At 45.6% G+C, this 18,539-nt stretch carries 18 protein-coding genes and 2 tRNA genes; 7 read left to right on the forward strand and 13 right to left on the reverse strand.

Annotated features, from left to right (window positions below; all coding sequences use genetic code 11):
* The first annotated feature begins 7 nt into the window (after positions 1–7).
* From ICN23_RS09270 to ICN23_RS09280, 3 genes are all read left to right on the forward strand, one after another.
* Positions 8–391 carry a DUF2069 domain-containing protein gene (locus ICN23_RS09270; RefSeq protein WP_216231846.1) on the forward strand — a complete coding sequence of 128 codons (384 nt, stop codon included), beginning with the start codon at positions 8–10 and terminating at the stop codon, positions 389–391.
* 2 nt (positions 392–393) lie between these two features.
* Complete coding sequence (locus tag ICN23_RS09275) at positions 394–1,809, forward strand: FAD-binding oxidoreductase (protein WP_216231847.1); 1,416 nt, start codon at positions 394–396, stop codon at positions 1,807–1,809.
* A gap of 89 nt (positions 1,810–1,898) precedes the next feature.
* Positions 1,899–2,084 carry a hypothetical protein gene (locus tag ICN23_RS09280; RefSeq protein WP_015420997.1) on the forward strand — a complete coding sequence of 62 codons (186 nt, stop codon included), beginning with the start codon at positions 1,899–1,901 and terminating at the stop codon, positions 2,082–2,084.
* 65 nt (positions 2,085–2,149) lie between these two features.
* Here ICN23_RS09280 and ICN23_RS09285 read toward each other — a convergent pair whose 3' ends face one another.
* From ICN23_RS09285 to ICN23_RS09295, 3 genes are read right to left on the reverse strand one after another with little or no spacing between them, the layout of a single operon-like run.
* The gene (locus ICN23_RS09285; RefSeq protein WP_216231992.1) at positions 2,150–3,043 is read right to left on the reverse strand and encodes an alpha/beta fold hydrolase; all 894 of its coding nucleotides are present in this window, start codon (positions 3,041–3,043) and stop codon (positions 2,150–2,152) included.
* A 50-nt stretch (positions 3,044–3,093) separates the two neighbouring features.
* Complete coding sequence (locus ICN23_RS09290) at positions 3,094–3,357, reverse strand: hypothetical protein (RefSeq protein ID WP_216231848.1); 264 nt, start codon at positions 3,355–3,357, stop codon at positions 3,094–3,096.
* 9 nt (positions 3,358–3,366) lie between these two features.
* A complete protein-coding gene (locus tag ICN23_RS09295) occupies positions 3,367–4,050 on the reverse strand; it encodes a DUF3313 domain-containing protein (RefSeq protein ID WP_216231849.1) in 684 nt (227 codons plus the stop codon).
* Positions 4,051–4,167: 117 nt separating this feature from the next.
* Between ICN23_RS09295 and ICN23_RS10045 the strand changes: the two genes are divergently transcribed.
* The gene (locus ICN23_RS10045) at positions 4,168–4,302 is read left to right on the forward strand and encodes a hypothetical protein (protein WP_255532748.1); all 135 of its coding nucleotides are present in this window, start codon (positions 4,168–4,170) and stop codon (positions 4,300–4,302) included.
* 247 nt (positions 4,303–4,549) lie between these two features.
* On the opposite strand, the gene ICN23_RS09300 is transcribed toward ICN23_RS10045, so the two are convergent.
* Together ICN23_RS09300 and ICN23_RS09305 are read right to left on the reverse strand one after the other, a co-directional pair.
* A tRNA-Arg gene (locus ICN23_RS09300) sits at positions 4,550–4,626 on the reverse strand.
* A gap of 38 nt (positions 4,627–4,664) precedes the next feature.
* Positions 4,665–4,741 (reverse strand) — tRNA-Pro (locus ICN23_RS09305).
* Between the two features lie 60 nt (positions 4,742–4,801).
* Here ICN23_RS09305 and ICN23_RS09310 point away from each other — a divergent pair.
* Positions 4,802–5,170 (forward strand): hypothetical protein, encoded by a 369-nt coding sequence (locus tag ICN23_RS09310; protein WP_216231850.1) that lies wholly within the window; start codon positions 4,802–4,804, stop codon positions 5,168–5,170.
* An 82-nt stretch (positions 5,171–5,252) separates the two neighbouring features.
* Positions 5,253–7,349, forward strand: a complete 2,097-nt coding sequence (locus tag ICN23_RS09315; RefSeq protein WP_216231851.1) for a TonB-dependent receptor — start codon at positions 5,253–5,255, stop codon at positions 7,347–7,349.
* A 15-nt stretch (positions 7,350–7,364) separates the two neighbouring features.
* Here ICN23_RS09315 and glmM read toward each other — a convergent pair whose 3' ends face one another.
* The 4 genes from glmM to ICN23_RS09335 form a co-directional block, all read right to left on the reverse strand.
* Positions 7,365–8,708: a phosphoglucosamine mutase gene (glmM, locus tag ICN23_RS09320; RefSeq protein WP_216231852.1), complete on the reverse strand. Its 1,344-nt coding sequence runs from the start codon at positions 8,706–8,708 to the stop codon at positions 7,365–7,367.
* A 17-nt stretch (positions 8,709–8,725) separates the two neighbouring features.
* A complete protein-coding gene (folP, locus tag ICN23_RS09325) occupies positions 8,726–9,601 on the reverse strand; it encodes a dihydropteroate synthase (RefSeq protein WP_216231993.1) in 876 nt (291 codons plus the stop codon).
* A gap of 22 nt (positions 9,602–9,623) precedes the next feature.
* Positions 9,624–11,483 (reverse strand): ATP-dependent zinc metalloprotease FtsH, encoded by a 1,860-nt coding sequence (gene ftsH / locus ICN23_RS09330; protein WP_216231853.1) that lies wholly within the window; start codon positions 11,481–11,483, stop codon positions 9,624–9,626.
* A gap of 147 nt (positions 11,484–11,630) precedes the next feature.
* Positions 11,631–12,305, reverse strand: a complete 675-nt coding sequence (locus tag ICN23_RS09335; protein ID WP_216231854.1) for an RlmE family RNA methyltransferase — start codon at positions 12,303–12,305, stop codon at positions 11,631–11,633.
* Between the two features lie 126 nt (positions 12,306–12,431).
* On the opposite strand from ICN23_RS09335, the gene ICN23_RS09340 reads away from it, so the two are divergent.
* Entirely contained in the window at positions 12,432–13,058 is a 627-nt protein-coding gene (locus ICN23_RS09340; RefSeq protein ID WP_216231855.1) for a YhbY family RNA-binding protein, read from the forward strand.
* Between the two features lie 28 nt (positions 13,059–13,086).
* On the opposite strand, the gene ICN23_RS09345 is transcribed toward ICN23_RS09340, so the two are convergent.
* The 4 genes from ICN23_RS09345 to carA form a co-directional block, all read right to left on the reverse strand.
* Positions 13,087–13,551 (reverse strand): DUF4149 domain-containing protein, encoded by a 465-nt coding sequence (locus tag ICN23_RS09345; protein WP_255532749.1) that lies wholly within the window; start codon positions 13,549–13,551, stop codon positions 13,087–13,089.
* Positions 13,552–13,559: 8 nt separating this feature from the next.
* Positions 13,560–14,036, reverse strand: a complete 477-nt coding sequence (gene greA / locus ICN23_RS09350) for a transcription elongation factor GreA (RefSeq protein WP_068322970.1) — start codon at positions 14,034–14,036, stop codon at positions 13,560–13,562.
* 56 nt (positions 14,037–14,092) lie between these two features.
* The gene (gene carB / locus ICN23_RS09355; protein ID WP_216231857.1) at positions 14,093–17,356 is read right to left on the reverse strand and encodes a carbamoyl-phosphate synthase large subunit; all 3,264 of its coding nucleotides are present in this window, start codon (positions 17,354–17,356) and stop codon (positions 14,093–14,095) included.
* On the reverse strand, positions 17,356–18,539 hold a 1,184-nt coding region (carA, locus tag ICN23_RS09360; protein WP_216231858.1), incomplete at its 5' end, for a glutamine-hydrolyzing carbamoyl-phosphate synthase small subunit. The genes carA and carB, both read right to left, overlap by 1 nt.

An 18,539-nucleotide genomic window follows, 5' to 3' on the forward strand; every position in this document is an offset into this window, starting at 1 on the left:
GCGCATCATGATCCAAAAGATTCTCGATAAAAATCCCTATCAACTGATAGCCACTGCCGCCTTTGTTGACCTATTTATTCTTTGTGTGAGTTGGGAGTGGTTTATCTCTCCCTTAAGACCTGGCGGCTCTTGGTTGATTCTGAAGGGCATCCCCCTGTTGTTTGCTATTCCAGGCCTTTGGAAGGGCAAGGTTTATACGATGCAATGGGCATCGATGTTGATCTTGCTCTATGTCACCGAAGGCTTAGTTCGTATTTTAGAAACAGGTGCTAACTTTTGGCTTGCTGTTCTTGAAACCGCTCTTGCTACAACTGGCTTTGTTTGCTTATTGATGTATCTAAAGCCAATCAAAAAAGAGGCTAAAGCACTGAAAAAGCGTAATGCAGAATAAAAATGCAAGCCTTCATCGAACACCTATCTAAGATTCTTGAACAAAGATACATCCTGACTCAGGATGAAGATAAGGCGCCTTATCTCACCGATTGGCGCAAGCGCTATATAGGCAAGGCTTTAGCAGTTCTGTTGCCAAGCACTAGCGATGAAGTTGCAGCTATCGTCAAATTATGCGCACAGAACCAAGTTGCACTTGTCCCACAAGGCGGTAACACCGGCTTCTGTGGCGGCGCCACTCCTGACAATAGCGGGAAGCAAGTCGTCCTTAATCTTAAACGGATGAATCAAATCCGTGAGATTGATATTGCCAACCAAACAATCACGATTGAAGCGGGATGTATCTTGCAGGCGCTCCAAGAAAAAGCTCTTGAACATGGTTTTTTATTTCCACTCAGTCTTGGTGCCGAGGGGAGTTGCATGATTGGAGGCAACTTAGCAACGAATGCAGGTGGCACTAATGTGCTGCGATATGGCAATGCGCGAGACCTCTGCCTGGGGCTTGAAGTGGTAACAGCTAAGGGTGAAATTTGGAATGGCATTAAAGGCCTACGTAAAGATAACACTGGCTATGACTTGCGTGACTTATTCATTGGCTCCGAAGGTACTTTAGGCATCATTACGGCCGCCGTAATGAAGTTGTATCCCCTGCCCGTTTCTCAGTGGACAACGTTGGTTGCATGCGAAAACATTGCCTCCACTATTGCGCTGCTAAACCTATTCCAAAAAAGGGCAAGCTCTTTGCTGACAGGCTTTGAGATGATGACCCGTGAATCGTTAGATTTAAATGAAAAACATTTTCCGCACATGGCAAATCCACTTCAAGGTAATTCGCCATTTACGGTCTTGATTGAATTATCAGATCACGAAAGTGAGGAGCATGTAAGACAACTCCTTGAAGCTATTTTGGAAGAAGCATTTGAGGTGAAACTCATCAGCGATGCTGTCATCGCTAGCAATCTCGCTCAAGCAAACACGTTTTGGCACATGCGCGAACACATTACGTTAGCGCAAGCTGAGGAAGGTGCTAATTTGAAGCATGACATCACTATTCCCCTTTCCTCATTGGATAGTTTTATTCAGCAGACGGACGCCTTGATGCGGGACAAGTTTCCTGGCGTCAGAATCATTAATTTTGGACATTTGGGTGATGGCAATCTTCACTACAACATCGCCCCGCCTTTGGGAGTTGATCCTAAAATCTTTAATGAAGTGAACGAAAAACAGATCCACGAACTGGTTTATGGCCAAGTAGAACGCTGTAAGGGCTCTATTTCTGCTGAGCACGGGGTTGGCCAGCTTAAATTGGATGGTCTCAGGGCCCATAAGGGAGAAGTTGCCCACGAGCTGATGAGGGCCCTTAAAACTGCTCTAGACCCTCAAAATATCCTCAATCCACACAAAGTGGTGTCAATTTAAAGAAATTACCCTTTTTCTGTTAAATATTTTGTTATTCCTGTCATCTCGCCGCCTTTTCAATGCGTTGTATGGTCATGGAGGTGACAAATATGTCAACAAGACTCAAACGTTGGGCCCGCGCAATTCAACAGATAGACTTGTCCAAAAGGACGCCTGAAGTCGCTATAGGCTATTTGGATAGCAAATACCGCGATATTGCTTGGCGTTATATCCGCATCCTAGGCTTTGAACGCACTATCAGCTTCATGGCTAGTAATAATTTTCACCCAGAGTGATTAAAAAAACCCTAAATAGTTGATTTACTTAGGGTTTTTTGTTTTGTCGTAGTGCTTCTAGTGCATTAAGCAAAGAATTTCCTGGTTTCGGCCAGCAGCTGCTCTGGGACCTCCTCAGGAATGTAGTGGCCACTGGGGACAGCCTCTCCAGTAACGTCAGATGCTACTTGCATCCAATCATCCAGCGGCTTAAAGCACTGATTGACTAATCCGTACTCCCCCCAAAGAACCCTCATGGGCATTGTTAATTGACTACCTGCAGCTCGATCTGCACGATCGTGCACAAGGTCAATTGAAGCTGCTGCTCGATAGTCTTCACACATAGCATGCATGCTCTCTGAATTGCTTGCACCAGCTAAATATTCAGCCCAGTGATCTGCAGAAAAGATACCCGTTCCAGCATGGCGACCCATATGATTTTTTAACCAAAATTCTGGATTTTCCCTGATCATAGTTTCAGGAATTGGCTCCGGCTGTATTAAGAAAAACCAGTGCCAGTATCCCTTGGCAAATGCCATAGTGGTTTTCTCATACATCGCCAGCGTAGGGGAAATATCTAAAACCATTAGACGAAGCACGCTTTCTGGGTGATCCATTGCCAATCGATGAGAAACACGTCCACCCCTATCGTGACCAAGCAAGAAAAATTGATTGAATCCTAGCGACTTCATTAAGGCATGCTGATCAGCTGCCATAGATCTTTTTGAATAAGTAGAGTGATCAGCTTTTCCATGGGGCTTAGATGAGGCACCGTACCCCCTAAGATCCGCAGCAATCACTGTAAAGTTTTTTGCTAATTCGGGAGCGACCTGACTCCAGATTGCTTTAGTTTGCGGGAAACCATGCAGTAGCAATAATGGCGGGCCACTCCCACCAATTAGATAAGCAATTTCAATTGGTCCATCATCAGACTGAACGGTTACTTTATTTTCTGCAAATCCCGGAAAAGAAATAGACATCATTCACCTAATAAAAAAGAGCCTTCAAAGAGGCTCTTATCACTATCGACTTACCTATCAGCCATTGCTTGAATTTCAGCGACCGTTACGTAACCCTTTTTTGACGAATCAATGTAACTGAAATGGCTATAAACGCGAGGCATGCAACCTTTAGCCTCTTCGGGAGTTAACTTCCCATCTTTATTGGTATCGCACTTTGCAAAGCGTGCCGCAATTTCCTTATTGCGAGATGCTTCATCCGCCACGGCCAATGAAGATAATGTTATCAATGAACAAAAGCCAATAAAAATAGATGTCTTAAAAAGCCTCATCATCAGATCGCCTTACTGACCCGTAGGGGTTGGATTGGCTGATGTCTCAAGCGCTGAACGAACTACCTTTTTTGCCATCGCAATAAATGAATCCACTGATCCAGAGCTTGTACGGAATGATTCACCTTGGACGGTGATTAAGCCCTCACCCAATAATTGCTTTGTTTGACTATCAGTAATCTTGCTCTCGACTAATAGTGCTGGCGTTTTAGAATTGACGCCGCCAGCATAAGCTGCTGCATTCATGGCCAAACCAATCGGCGTGAGATTCCAAGGTTGCAAACTATCTGCCGAACTTTCCGCCCCCGTAATACCAACGGAGATACGAGCAACACCAGGGCCAGGTTTAGTCACAATACGAATATTACCGCGTGCATTGACTGCTTCTACCATAGAGTCTTGTAAGGCTGCTTTTGCTTTGTTGATAACTTCGAGGCTTACGTCCTTAGTGGCGTTTTGGTTCAAATAAATGGGGTCCAAAATCACTGCTGTATAGACGCCTGGGTTAACACCAGAAACGCGATATCTCCATATGCGAGTATCTTTTTCACTTGTTGCCATCGGCACCAATAGATTGTAGTCAGGCAAGAAACCGGATCTTGGCATTGACTCTGTAGCTAATTTGGGTGCATTGCTGCAAGCTACCAAAGCAATTGCTGCGACCAAAGAGGCCAACGCTAAATTCAGTTTTTTCATAGTAGTTCCCGGATGTTGAGTAAATGGTGACTGGCAATAAGAAACATCATACCTATTTCAATTCAGTCAGGCGAAGGACAGGGCAAAGCGCCACCCGTTTTTTTATGAATCTGGGGTTTGCAATCCGTTGCTGATGGGGCTGCCTTGGTTGAGGCGGCTGGTTCACCAGAAACAACGGGTAATGGCGCTTTATTAGATGAATTATTTACAACAGCAGATGGCGCAGCTGGAACTAAGCCCGCCGCCCTATAAAAGGCTTTGTCCGATCCAGGGCACGGCATTAGAGCACCCGTCTTTGGATTTGCTACATCCTTGCATTGGGGATTCGCTTCAAGTCTCGCCTCTAATTTTGCGGCGGAGCAAGCTGAAAGGATCATAGCAATAATTAGGGCTAAGCTGGGGCCGGCTAAAGGTATCTTCATTAGTACATTCTAAGTTACGACTTACGCTTTAAAAGCGTGATAGGCCGCAATCTAGGGCATATCGTGGAATGAAGAATTGGCCTGCCCAGCACGATTCGAACGTGCGACCTACGCCTTAGAAGGGCGTTGCTCTATCCAGCTGAGCTATAGGCAGTGAGTACTGGGACTGAAAATCGTAAAACTAAGAGAAAGTGGTCGGAGTACAAGGATTCGAACCTTGGACCCCCTGCTCCCAAAGCAGGTGCGCTACCAGGCTGCGCTACACTCCGACGGAACCGATATTCTACACCGAGAGGGCTATTGCAGGCAAATCCTGTAAGATTCGTGCCATGAGTGCCTATTTTTCAAGCAAATTTACAAAGCAAATACAAGTTGCGCTAAGCGTGGCCTTGCTGATTCTTTGCTTGCTTGGCACTCGCTGGGTTGGCCTTTCACATCACATTTCTCATGCTCATGTGCACAGCCAAACTGAAGCAAGCTCAGTTGCTGTGGATACCTTTTCTTCAGCAAATCATAGCTCAGATGTGTGTCATTTATTTGATGCCCTAACGCTAGCTGGATTCATTGGATCTGATCCAGTCACCTCGATTGTCTATAACAATGTTTCTGAGCAATCAAGCACATTCAATAGCGCATTCATTTCTATAGCTCGCATTGAAAACTATCAATCGAGAGCGCCACCCATCCTTCTTTCATAAATCAATATAGCGTCTAGTTTTAATAGCTAGTCAAGGATTTATTTGCGCCATTGATTTGGCTGCAAGCATTGAAGGATTTCAAATGAAGTGTAAAAAAATATTTAAGCCGCGAGTACTTTGCGTCTTAATTTCTAGTCTATGCAGCTCTTTTGCGTTTGCTCAAAATCAAACACCAAGCCTTGAGATAACTGCTACTGGCAGCCAGGAAGCAACGCAAAGTATTTTGACCCCAACTAAGATTCTTCAGGGGGACGAGCTGGCGAATAAATTGGGTAGCACTTTGGGTGCAACCCTCGCAAATGAGCTTGGCGTTTCTGCTACTGGCTATGGGGCTGGCTCATCTAGACCAGTGATTCGAGGTCTCGAAGGTTCCCGTGTGCAAATTCTGCAAAATGGATTGTCTGTAGGTGATGTATCTAATATCTCTCAAGATCATGCCGTTGGTAACAATATGCAAAATGCGCATCAGGTTGAAATTTTGCGCGGTGCCGCCGCCCTCCTCTACGGCTCTGGATCGAGCGGTGGTTTAGTTAATGTAGTGAATGATCGCATTTTGACCAGCCTCCCAGATCGCCCAACTGGAGCAATTAATACCAGTTATGAGACCGTTAATAATGGTAGAGCTGGATCTTTGGAGGTTGATGGCGCAATTGGATCAGTCGCTGTTCATGTAGATACGGCTATCAATAACGCCAATAACTATTCGATACCTGGTAGCTCAACGCAATCACAAGGCGAACCTCCTGGTGGGTGGACAGTTCCCCCAGAAGGCAATGGCGGCAATAACTACACAGGCAAGCTACCCAATACTTATAGCAATCAAAACAATCTAGGTTTTGGTGTTTCATATATCGGCAAATCCGGATATACCGGCGTATCTGTTGAGCGGCTAAATAATAACTACGGCATACCCACTCCTGAGGGTGGATCAATCAATCAGTCGCAAAATCGCTATGATTTGCAACACCAAACGCGCGACCCCTTTAGCGGATTTTCTTCCTTTAAATTTAGTGCGGCTAATACTAATTACAACCATACAGAATTTACTAATACTGGTGAAGCTGCTTCACTTTGGAAAAATATTGCCAATGAAGCCCGGGTTGAGTTAACTCATAATCCTATCTTTGGTTGGAAAGGCACATTTGGCGCACAAGTTACCGCTGCATCTTTGAACGCATCCGAAGTCGGCACTGGAAACTATGCGATTGTTCCGCCTACCAAAACCAATTCGAATGCCCTATTTTGGATTGAGGAAGGCAAATGGAATAGCCTACAAGGCAGCTTAGGTCTGCGTTATAACAACGTCGCTCAAAACCCGAATACCGGAACGGCACTAGAGGCACAAGATACGACTGATGGCACCCTTACCCCACAAATTACATTACAAAACCGTAACTTCAATTTGATGTCCTATTCCGCAGGTGGCTTGTGGAATTTTATTCAAGGCCATGGTTTGGGTGTCGCCTATACAGTGTCGCAACGTGCACCTAGCGCTCAGGAACTATATTCATACGGTGCTCATGAATCTACGGCAACATTTGATATTGGTAATCCCAATTTAAGCAAAGAAGTCTCTCATAATCTCGAGTTCAATTTTCAAAAGAGTATCGGAATACTTCGTAGCAAAGCGAGCGTTTACGCTAATCGCTTTAATAACTATATCTATGGCTACTACACTGGCAACGCTATTAACAATGGCGGTCAGGAAGGAGATGGATTTAGTGTTGTCACTGCCCAGCAAGCTGCAGCGACTATTAAAGGCGTTGAGGGTGAATTGACCTATAACTGGCGTGAACAAGGACTTGATGGAAGAGTCTTTGGTGATGCCTCACAAGGCACCTTTGATGCTGGTGGGAACTTGCCGCTGCAGCCAGCACCTCGCCTAGGCGCAGAGATCGCTCATCAAAAAAATGGTTGGCTAACGAATGCTAGCTACATCTACAGCTATCAACAAAATCGGTTAGCAAGTTGGGAACAGGGCCCCGCACCAAGTTACAACCTATTAAATGCTGGAATCTCTTACACAGAAAAGATTCAACAAGTGAATTGGACTGTCTATCTGAATATGAAAAATCTACTTAATGAGCAAATACGCTATGCAACCACTCCAATGGCTGTGAGGCTTTATGCCCCTCAACCAGGAAGAAGTTTCATGGTTGGACTAAGAGGCACGTTCTAAATTAGTGTTGGCATATTAAGCCGTAGGTACTAAGTCTGCAATGCTCTTGGCGGCGCTCATGGCAACAGCGCCGTCCTTAGTCTCTACCATCACCCTCAAAAGTGGCTCGGTGCCAGAGGCGCGAATCAAGACTCTGCCAATGTCTTTAAGATTATTTTCTACCTGAGTGATTTGTTTTTTGAGGGACTCATCAGATTTCCAGTCATAACCAGGCTTATATTTCACATTTAAAAGAACCTGCGGGAAAATAGTGACCGCCGCCAACAGTTGTGCGAGACTTTTCTTGGACTGACTCATTACAGTTAATACTTGTAAAGCAGCAATAGTGCCGTCTCCTGTCGAATGACGATCCAGGCAGAGCAAGTGGCCTGAGCCCTCGCCCCCTACATGCCAGCCGTTCTTTTTAAGCAGCTCTAATACATAACGATCACCAACATTAGCGCGTTCAAAACCGATGCCAAGATCTTTAATTGCATTTTCAATGGCTAGGTTTGTCATTAAAGTACCGACCACTCCACCGACTTTTTCCCCTTGATCTATGCGATCTTTTGCAAGTACGTAAAGCAATTCATCGCCATTGAATAATCTGCCGGTTGCATCAACCATTTGCAGGCGATCAGCATCTCCATCTAATGCAATTCCAATATCTGCTTTGACTTCCTGTACTTTGGCAATTAAGGCGGCTGGTGCTGTGGCGCCACAGCCATCATTGATGTTGCGCCCATCTGGATGAACGCCAATTGAGATGACTTCAGCGCCTAGCTCATGAAACACATGAGGGGCTGTATGGTAGGCAGCACCATTGGCGCAATCTACTACGATTTTGATTCCCTTGAGATTGAGATCGCTCGGAACGGTGGATTTACAAAACTCGATATATCGACCTGCAGCATCATCTAAGCGAAAGGCTTTGCCTAAATCTTGGGAACTAACGCAGCCTATTGGACTTTCCAATTCTTTCTCGATAGCGAGCTCGAAATCGTCCGAAAATTTATCTCCATCTGCAGAGAAAAATTTAATGCCGTTATCTTGATAAGGATTGTGCGAGGCTGAAATAACTAAACCAGCGGTTAATCGCAATGCTCTTGTGAGATAAGCAACACCAGGTGTTGGTATAGGGCCGCAAAGCATCACATCCACACCAGCAGCAGCGAAGCCAGCCTCTAATGCCGCCTCTAATAAATAACCAGATACTCGGGTATCTTTGCCAATGAGAACCTTGCAACGTTCACCAGGCTTTGCATTGCGAGTTAATACTTTGCCAGCTGCATATCCAAGACGAGTCATGAATTCTGGAACGATAGGAAATTGTCCCACCTCTCCACGGATACCGTCGGTTCCAAAGTATTGTTTTTTCATGAGAGTAATTATAAAACTTAGATCGACATACCCACTTGAACCGCTTCCCAGAGCTTTAAAGCATCTACCGTCTCAGCGACATCGTGAACTCTCACAATTTTGGCACCTCGATCTGCCGCCATAATTGCCGCTACAACGCTTGGGGCCACCCGCTCATTGGTATCTTTGCCAGTAATTTTCCCGATCATGGATTTACGAGAAATGCCTGCCAGTACAGGTAGGCCTAATGTTGAAAAATCAGCAAAGTTTGCCAACATATTAAGGTTGTGCCCTAAGCTTTTGCCAAAACCAAAGCCGGGATCAATGGCAATGCGATCCCTCTGAATTCCTGAGGATGCCAATACATTGACTTGATCCATTAAGAACTTTTTTACCTCTGCGATCACATCTATGTATTCTGGATTAAATTGCATCGTAAGAGGATCACGTTGCATATGCATCAATACAATGCCGCAGCATTCACTCTCTAAAACGGCTTCTACAGCACCAGCTTGTCTGAGTGCCCAAATATCATTGACGCAATCAACGCCAGCATGGAGCGCTTGGCGCATAGTTTCTGACTTGTAGGTATCAATCGATAGTGGGACACCGCAATCTTTGAGGGCCTCAATGACCGGCAGCACTCGATCCAACTCTTCTTGCAGTCCAACTGGTTCAGCGCCCGGCCTGGTCGATTCACCACCAATATCAATGAGATCAACTCCGTCGGCAAGCATACGCTCCGCTTGCGCAACTGCATCCTTGGGGGTTCTAAATTGACCACCATCTGAGAATGAATCAGGAGTGGCATTCAGAATGCCCATCACGACCGGGCGCTGACGTTTAGTAAAGTCAAAAAGAAAACGCCCACAACGCCATGTTGTGGGCAGAGATTGATGACTTTGATGTGACATCAAAGGCTAAAGCTATTCCTAATTATGCAGTTGCCGGTGCGCTGCCAGTAGCAGGGCCAGGCGTACCTGCGGAATTGCCAAATTGGGTCGCTGGTGGAGGTTTAGGTGACCGTGGCGGACGGCCTTCCATGATGTCAGTGATCTGCTCAGCATCAAGAGTCTCCCACTCAAGCAATGCTGCAACCATAGCTTCAACCTTGTCACGGTTTTGCTCTAGGATCGATCTTGCTAAAGCGTATTGACTGTCAATCAATGTACGAATTTCTGCATCCACTTTTTGTTGAGTTAATTCAGAAACAGTCTTAGTGCTATTGCGACCAAAAATACTTTCAGATTCAGTATCAACATAAACCATCGTTCCTAAGCTATCACTCATGCCATAACGCGTAACCATGTCCCGCGCCATCTTAGTAGCACGTTCAAAGTCATTGGATGCGCCAGTACTCATGGAATTGAGAAATACTTCCTCAGCAGCACGACCACCAAACAGAATAGCCAACTCCTCCAACATGCGATCCTTATACAGGTTCACACGATCAAATTCAGGTAACTGCCAAGTAACGCCCAAAGCCATACCGCGAGGCATGATGGTGACCTTATGAACAGGGTCCGCTTTAGGCAATACCTTGGCAACAACAGCATGGCCGGACTCGTGATAAGCAGTATTGCGACGCTCTTCTTCGCGCATGACGGCAGACTTGCGCTCCGGACCCATATAAATCTTATCTTTAGCGTCTTCAAAGTCCTTCATGTCGACAGAGCGTTTATTGCGACGCGCAGCAAACAATGCAGCTTCATTAACTAAGTTTGCTAAATCAGCACCAGAGAAGCCAGGTGTTCCGCGTGCTAATACAGCTGCATTTACATCCGGATCAATAGGAACCTTGCGCATGTGCACTTGCAAGATCTGCTCACGACCACGAATGTCAGGCAAGCCAACATGCACTTGACGATCGAAACGGCCAGGACGCAACAATGCTTTATCCAATACGTCCGAGCGGTTGGTAGCAGCAACTACGATCACACCGCTATTACTTTCAAAGCCATCCATCTCAACCAACATTTGATTCAATGTTTGTTCACGCTCATCATTGCCACCGCCCATACCAGCGCCGCGATGACGTCCTACCGCATCGATCTCATCAATAAAGATGATGCAAGGAGAATTTTTCTTAGCGTTTTCGAACATATCGCGTACACGAGATGCGCCAACACCAACGAACATTTCAACGAAATCAGATCCAGAAATGGAGAAGAATGGAACTTTTGCTTCGCCCGCAATAGCACGCGCTAAAAGGGTCTTACCAGTACCCGGAGGGCCTACCAGCAATACGCCATGCGGAATGCGTCCACCCAGCTTCTGAAATTTCTGAGGATCTTTTAAGAAGTCAACCAACTCAAAGACTTCTTCTTTGGCTTCATCACATCCGGCAACATCTGCAAAAGTGACTGTGTTGCTATTTTCATCAATCAAGCGAGCTTTTGATTTACCAAAAGAGAATGCTCCGCCTTTGCCACCACCCTGCATTTGGCGCATCATGAAAAACCAGAAGCCAATGATTAAGAGTGTTGGTCCTAGATAGTACAAAGCCGAAACCAACATATTGGGTTCATCATCAGCTTTACCAGTAACCTGAACGCCGTATTTCATGAGATCGCCTGGAGAGATGATGGAATATTTAGCGCCATCGGCAGGCGTCACTTGCAGTGTGCGACCTTGCACATCAACGCGTTTCACTTTTCCTGCTTTTGCGTCATCCATGAATTGGGAATACGTAACCTGATTCTGGTCCTTAGGCTTATCAAACTGCTTAAAAACAGTAAAAAGCACCAAGCCCACAATGAGCCACACACCGATTTTTTGGAACATATTGCTGTTCAAAATGAGTCCTTTTCTGGGTTGAACCAGGAGTTAAAGCAAATCGCTTCCTAAGTATTTGATTCTACTACCAGCCTTTTTCAAGAGCTATTGGCATATTTATTTAATAAACCCCCTATAAATTGGGGTTATTGAGGGGGTTTTTAGGGCTTATTTTGGCTGCTTGAGGTTTCTACCCAAAAGGAATATCTCCGAAGAGCGGGCTCTTGATGCCTTGGGCTTGCGGGAGGCTACCGTTTTAAAGACCTTTTTAAAGGATTCCACAATTTGACTATAGCCACTACCGTTAAAGCACTTAATCAATAACGCACCTTCTGGCTTCAAATGAGATACAGCAAAATCCAAGGCTATTTCTGCTAAAAAGGCCATTCTGGCAGCATCAGCCACACCAACGCCTGATAAGTTGGGAGCCATATCTGATAGAACCAAATCAACCTTGCCTTGGGCGTCCTTTGGTAACAACGCCTCTAGGGCTGCGAGCCCCTCATCTTCCCGGAAATCGCCCTGAATAAAGCTGACGTCAGCTATATCCTCCATAGGCAAAATATCAATGGCAATAATCTGTCCATCTGGTTTGCCAGATTCAATGCTTGGATTGCTTTTACCCAATTCAGTTAGACGATTGCGAGCGTACTGAGACCAGCTCCCTGGAGCGCTCCCCAAGTCGACAATGGTCATGCCTGCTTTGATGAGGTGATCTTGCTCGTCAATTTCACTAAGCTTATAAACCGCTCTAGCGCGATAGCCCTCTTTCTGAGCCATCTTCACGTAGGGATCGGTTAGGTGATCCTGTAACCAACTTTTATTAAATTTATTCTTTGCCACAACTTACCCACTTTCGCCTGCTATTTTCCTAGTTTCTGTCGTCTAAAGCAAAAGGAATTAAGAAAAATAGCCACAAATTAGCTGTAATGAGCCGATTTTTATAATGAATGCTCTATCATCGAGGCCATGACTGCACTCATCCTTACCCCCGCACAACGTAAATCTCTCAAAGCTGACGCACACGACCTCAATCCAGTGGTTATGATCGGCGGCGATGGCTTAACTCCTGCTGTGATTAAAGAAGCAAAACTCGCCATTAATCACCATGGCCTTATCAAGATTCGTGTATTTGGAGATGACCGTGATGCGCGTGCTGCCATTTATGAAGAGCTTTGCGATAAATTGGATGCTGCACCAGTTCAACATATCGGCAAGTTACTCGTACTTTGGAAACCAAAGGATGCTATTGATGAAGCCTTTAGCAATCTAGGTCGCTCCAGCAAGCAAACCAAAAAATCATTACAGGCACCACGCACTAAGCGCCAGCCAAATCGCACTGTAACTAAAACAGGTGTTCGTACTAGCGCATCAGAACGGTCTGATCGTCGCTCTGCTTCAAATAAATCACCTTTTGAACGAGCCGCTGCTGTGAAGACAGCAACACCGAAGAAAAGAGTTTTGCGCTCCGAAGCTGCAGAGTCAAAGATTGGCTGGTCTTCACCAGGCTATAGAAAGGCTGCTGCTGCTCCAGCACCAATTAAGAAGCGTAAAGTCCGCATGAGTAGTACCAAGAAAAAATCTTTGGGCTCATAGGACTTCTTTTAATTGATTAAAAACGCCGCTAGTCGGCGTTTTTTGTTGCTCGCCACACCAAGGCAATACCCAATATAGCTTGGAGCATATAGATCGCACTTGAAATACCGTGCAACCGGCTAAAAAGAACGGCATAGGTAGATTCACGGACTGATAAGCCTAAATATAGAGCTTGATCTCTTAGGGAATTCATCCAGGGAATAATGATGAATGCCGCACTAATGGCACACGCCAGCATACCCAACAAAATCCAGCGTGAAACTCGATAATAGGATCGGCCAAGGCGTACAAAATGATTGGCCATCAGCATCAAAATAATACTGGTGAGAACACTAATATAAGCAGTTGATTTAAATAAGTTGGCAGCAACCATTCCTGCCACTTGTCGATCTCCCAGACTGGAAAAGAGAATGGGAACGACCAAGAATCCAATGGTCAATAAACCACCAACCCAGAGACCTGCAATTAAACTAAAAATTCTCTGAGTTGCCAAAGAGAGCATTAAACGTAACGCACTGCCAAAATTTCTACTTCACGATTGCCGCCAGGGGCCTGCACAGCAACAACATCGCCCTCTTCTTTGCTAATTAAAGCTCGGGCAATTGGAGAACTAATAGAAATTTTGTTTAAAGCGATATCTGCCTCGTCATCACCCACAATTTGGTAGGTCAACTTCGTGCCATCTTCAAGATCTTCGAGGTCAACGGTAGCGCCAAAAACGACACGCCCAGTAACGTCAAGAGAGGAAGGATCAATAATCTGGGCTGCAGACAACTTGCCCTCTAACTCTTGGATGCGGCCTTCGATAAAACCCTGCTTTTCTTTGGCGGCATCATATTCTGCATTCTCAGAAAGATCGCCCTGAGCGCGAGCCTCAGAAATAGCAATGATGACCGCAGGACGCTCTACATGCTTTAAGCGGTGCAGTTCCTCCTTAAGAAGTTCTGCGCCGCGTTTAGTGATTGGAATTGTGCTCATGCTGCTAACCTAACTTAAAATCCTGCGCAAAATTACGCATAAAAGTTGATTTTAGATTAAATAAGCGTCCGATGTAAGTTTTGCAATGAATAGACCTCGAGTGACTCCAACTTGCCATTTTGAGAAGCCAATAAACCATCCATTACTGCACGTGCCGCACTAATTGTTGTGTAGTAAGTCACGCCATTAGCCTGAGCACTGGTACGAATCGATCTAGAATCCGCAATTGCAGTGCGGGTTTCATCGACAGTCGTAAATACCAGTGAAATTTCACCGTTTTTGATGAAATCCACAATATGCGGACGTCCATCCTTAACCTTATTCACAACTCTCACAGGTAAGCCAGCCGCTTCAATTGCGGCAGCTGTACCTTTGGTAGCCACCATAGGGAAGCCCAATTGATGCAATAACTTAGCAACCTCAATCGCTTTTGGTTTATCACTATCTTTTACAGTTAGAAGCACTGTGCCGCTCTTTGGCAATTTAATGCCTGCACCTAGCTGAGACTTAAATAAGGCTTCGCCAAAGGTTTTACCAACGCCCATGACTTCACCAGTAGAGCGCATCTCAGGCCCAAGGATAGGATCGATACCTGGGAATTTATTAAACGGAAATACCGCTTCTTTGACTGAGAAGTATGGAGGCTTCACTTCAGCGGTAATGCCCTGTTGAGCAAGAGTCTGACCCACCATACAACGAGCAGCAATCTTAGCGAGCTGCAGGCCAGTAGCTTTAGATACAAAAGGTACGGTACGTGAAGCGCGAGGATTGACCTCAAGAACGTAGATAACATCTTTGCCATCAACATTCTGAATGGCAAATTGCACGTTCATCAAGCCAACCACATTCAGGCCTTTAGCCATTGCTGCGGTTTGACGTTTGATTTCTTCTACCGTGTTCTCGGATAAGGAATATGGCGGCAATGAACAGGCTGAATCGCCAGAGTGCACACCGGCTTGCTCAATATGCTCCATGACACCGCCGATGAAGACTTTTTCACCATCACTGATGCAGTCAACATCACACTCAATCGCATCATTCAAGAAGCGATCTAATAGAACCGGTGAATCATGTGAAACTTTAACGGCTTCACGCATATAACGCTCAAGATCGCGACCGTCATGAACAATCTCCATGGCGCGACCACCTAAAACATAAGATGGACGAACAACCAATGGATAACCAATTTCTTCAGCCAGCTTAAGAGCCTCTTCCTCAGTACGCGCAGTGCGGTTAGGAGGTTGGCGCAAACCTAAGTCTTGCAGTAATTTTTGAAAGCGTTCACGATCTTCTGCAGCATCAATCATGTCAGGCGATGTGCCGATAATTGGAACACCATTACGCTCAAGATCCAATGCCAGCTTCAAAGGAGTTTGGCCACCGTACTGCACGATGACGCCCTTTGGCTTTTCCTTGGCTACGATCTCTAGAACATCTTCAAGGGTTAATGGTTCAAAGTACAAACGATCAGACGTATCGTAATCAGTTGAAACTGTTTCAGGATTGCAGTTGACCATAATGGTTTCGTAACCATCATCGCGCATTGCTAAGGCCGCATGTACACAGCAATAGTCAAACTCAATGCCTTGACCGATTCTGTTGGGGCCACCACCCAGAACCATAATCTTGTCTTTATTGGTTGGGTTGGACTCGCACTCACCATGCTCAGCTTCATAGGTTGAATACAAATACGCAGTATTTGTTGAGAACTCAGCAGCGCAGGTATCCACACGTTTATATACAGGGACCACCTTTAAGCGGTGACGTGCAGCTCGAACGGAGGCAGCATCAATACCAAGTAACTTTGCTAAACGACGATCAGAGAAGCCCTTCTGTTTCACAAAGCGTAGCTCTGGCGCAGTAAGACTGTCAATTTTGCGTTGCTTTAACTCAGCTTCAATCGTAATGAGCTCTTCAATTTGCTCCAAGAACCAAGGGTCAACTTTGGTTTCAGAATAAATCTCATCAAGACCCATGCCCATACGGAAAGCATCGGCCAAATACCAAATACGGTCTGGACCTGGCTCATTAATTTCATTAATGATGTCATCAAGATCTGTAGAAACCTCATCAAGACCATCAACACCGACTTCTAAGCCGCGCAACGCCTTTTGGAATGACTCTTGGAATGTGCGGCCAATAGCCATCACTTCGCCAACAGATTTCATTTGAGTAGTTAAGCGCGAGTCAGCTTGTGGGAACTTCTCGAATGCGAAGCGTGGAATCTTTGTTACTACATAGTCGATTGATGGCTCAAAAGATGCTGGTGTAGCACCGCCAGTAATGTCATTCTTGAGCTCATCCAATGTATAGCCGACTGCCAATTTGGCAGCAATCTTTGCAATAGGGAAACCCGTTGCCTTTGAGGCCAAAGCTGATGAGCGTGACACGCGCGGGTTCATCTCAATAACAATCATGCGACCATCAACTGGGTTGATCGAGAACTGAACGTTTGATCCACCAGTGTCAACACCGATTTCACGCAGAACTGCAATCGATGCGTTACGCATGATTTGATATTCTTTATCCGTTAAGGTCTGCGCAGGAGCAACGGTAATGGAATCACCAGTGTGCACACCCATCGGATCTAAGTTTTCAATCGAGCAAACAATGATGCAGTTGTCATTGCGATCGCGCACCACTTCCATCTCAAACTCTTTCCAGCCCAAGAGTGATTCTTCAATCAAGAGCTCACGCGTTGGCGATAAATCCAAACCGCGTTTGCAAATCTCTTCAAATTCTTCGCGGTTATAAGCAATACCACCACCTGATCCACCCATGGTGAATGAAGGACGAATAACCACGGGGAAACCAGAGCTACCGGTCTCTTGTTGAATGCGTTGCTGAACTTCATGCGCTTCATCCATCGAATGAGCGATACCGGATTTCGCAGAGCCAAGACCAATCTTAGTCATAGCCTCTTTAAACTTTTGACGATCTTCTGCTTTATCAATCGCTTCTGGTGAGGCGCCAATCAATTCACACCCGTATTTCTCGAGTACGCCATGACGATGCAGATCCAACGCACAGTTCAGCGCAGTTTGACCACCCATAGTTGGCAATATCGCATCCGGTTTTTCGGTGGCAATAATGCGCTCTACTACTTCCCAAGTAATTGGCTCAATGTATGTAACATCAGCCATTTCAGGATCAGTCATGATGGTTGCAGGATTGCTATTCACCAAAATAACTTTATAACCTTCGTCACGGAGAGCTTTACATGCTTGCGCGCCAGAATAGTCAAACTCACAAGCCTGACCAATCACAATTGGTCCGGCACCAATAATCAGAATGCTCTTAATGTCGCTACGCTTAGGCATTATTTGCCCTCCTTCTTACTGGCAGCATTCATGAGCTCCACAAATCGATCAAATAAATAGGCAATGTCATGAGGACCTGGCGAGGCCTCAGGATGCCCCTGGAAACACAGTGCTGGCTTATCTTTCCAAGCCAAACCTTGTAAGGATCCATCAAATAAAGAAACGTGTGTTACACGAATATTGTCTGGCAACGTATTAGCATCAACAGCAAAACCGTGATTCTGAGAGGTAATCGCTACTCGACCAGTATCTAAATCTTTTACTGGATGGTTGGCACCATGGTGACCAAATTTCATCTTCAAAGTTTTGGCGCCAGCAGCAAGACCCATAATTTGATGTCCTAAGCAGATGCCAAAAGTTGGAACACCTTTTTCGATGATTTCTTTTGCAGCAGCAATTGCATAATCACAAGGGCCAGGGTCTCCAGGACCATTCGAGAAGAAAACACCATCTGGATTCATAGCCAAGACTTCTGCCGCACTAGTTTGAGCTGGCACAACAGTTAATTGACAGCCACGCTCAGTAAGCATGCGTAGGATGTTGCGTTTGACGCCAAAGTCATAAGCAACTACCTTCTTAACTGGTTTGCTTGTATCTAGGGCTCTGTACGCTGGCTTACCTTCAGGGCCATGAAGATCCCATTCGGCTTCACGCCACTCATAAGACTGATTAGTTGTTACTACTTTAGCAAGATCTAACCCCGACATGCCTGGAAAAGCCTTAGCAAGTTCAAGAGCTTTCTTGCTCAAAGTTTCGTAATCATCGCCCAGCTTGCCAGCAACGATTGCGCCTGATTGAGCACCTTTATCACGAAGAATTCTGGTGAGTTTGCGCGAATCTATACCGGCGATGCCTAAAACACGCGCTTTAGACAGATAGCTATCCAAGGAGCCTTCTGAGCGGAAATTAGATACTCGCTTTGGCAGATCTTTGACAACCAGGCCAGCTGCATGTACTTGATCAGATTCAGCATCTTGGGTATTGACGCCAACATTACCGATATGTGGGTAAGTCAATGTCACGATTTGACGTGAGTAACTGGGATCAGTGATGATCTCTTGATATCCAGTCAACGCAGTATTAAAGACAACTTCGCCGGTAGTTTCGCCAGGGGCGCCAATACTAAATCCGGGAAAAATGGTGCCGTCAGCTAGAGCCAACACGGCGGGGGGAAAAGAAGGAA

The sequence above is a fragment of the Polynucleobacter sp. MWH-Jannik1A5 genome (assembly GCF_018881795.1).
In the GTDB taxonomy this organism is placed as follows: domain Bacteria; phylum Pseudomonadota; class Gammaproteobacteria; order Burkholderiales; family Burkholderiaceae; genus Polynucleobacter.

Excerpts from the sequence above, each read along its gene's own strand:
- ICN23_RS09310 (WP_216231850.1), top strand. The coding sequence starts at position 4,802 with ATGAGTGCCTATTTTTCAAGCAAATTTACAAAGCAAATACAAGTTGCG.
- greA (WP_068322970.1), bottom strand. The coding sequence starts at position 14,036 with ATGAGCACAATTCCAATCACTAAACGCGGCGCAGAACTTCTTAAGGAG.
- ICN23_RS09340 (WP_216231855.1), top strand. The coding sequence starts at position 12,432 with ATGACTGCACTCATCCTTACCCCCGCACAACGTAAATCTCTCAAAGCT.
- glmM (WP_216231852.1), bottom strand. The coding sequence starts at position 8,708 with ATGAAAAAACAATACTTTGGAACCGACGGTATCCGTGGAGAGGTGGGA.
- ICN23_RS09295 (WP_216231849.1), bottom strand. The coding sequence starts at position 4,050 with ATGAAAAAACTGAATTTAGCGTTGGCCTCTTTGGTCGCAGCAATTGCT.
- carB (WP_216231857.1), bottom strand. The coding sequence starts at position 17,356 with ATGCCTAAGCGTAGCGACATTAAGAGCATTCTGATTATTGGTGCCGGA.
- ICN23_RS09290 (WP_216231848.1), bottom strand. The coding sequence starts at position 3,357 with ATGATGAGGCTTTTTAAGACATCTATTTTTATTGGCTTTTGTTCATTG.
- ICN23_RS09280 (WP_015420997.1), top strand. The coding sequence starts at position 1,899 with ATGTCAACAAGACTCAAACGTTGGGCCCGCGCAATTCAACAGATAGAC.
- ICN23_RS09285 (WP_216231992.1), bottom strand. The coding sequence starts at position 3,043 with ATGTCTATTTCTTTTCCGGGATTTGCAGAAAATAAAGTAACCGTTCAG.
- folP (WP_216231993.1), bottom strand. The coding sequence starts at position 9,601 with ATGTCACATCAAAGTCATCAATCTCTGCCCACAACATGGCGTTGTGGG.
- ICN23_RS09270 (WP_216231846.1), top strand. The coding sequence starts at position 8 with ATGATCCAAAAGATTCTCGATAAAAATCCCTATCAACTGATAGCCACT.
- ICN23_RS09315 (WP_216231851.1), top strand. The coding sequence starts at position 5,253 with ATGAAGTGTAAAAAAATATTTAAGCCGCGAGTACTTTGCGTCTTAATT.
- ICN23_RS09275 (WP_216231847.1), top strand. The coding sequence starts at position 394 with ATGCAAGCCTTCATCGAACACCTATCTAAGATTCTTGAACAAAGATAC.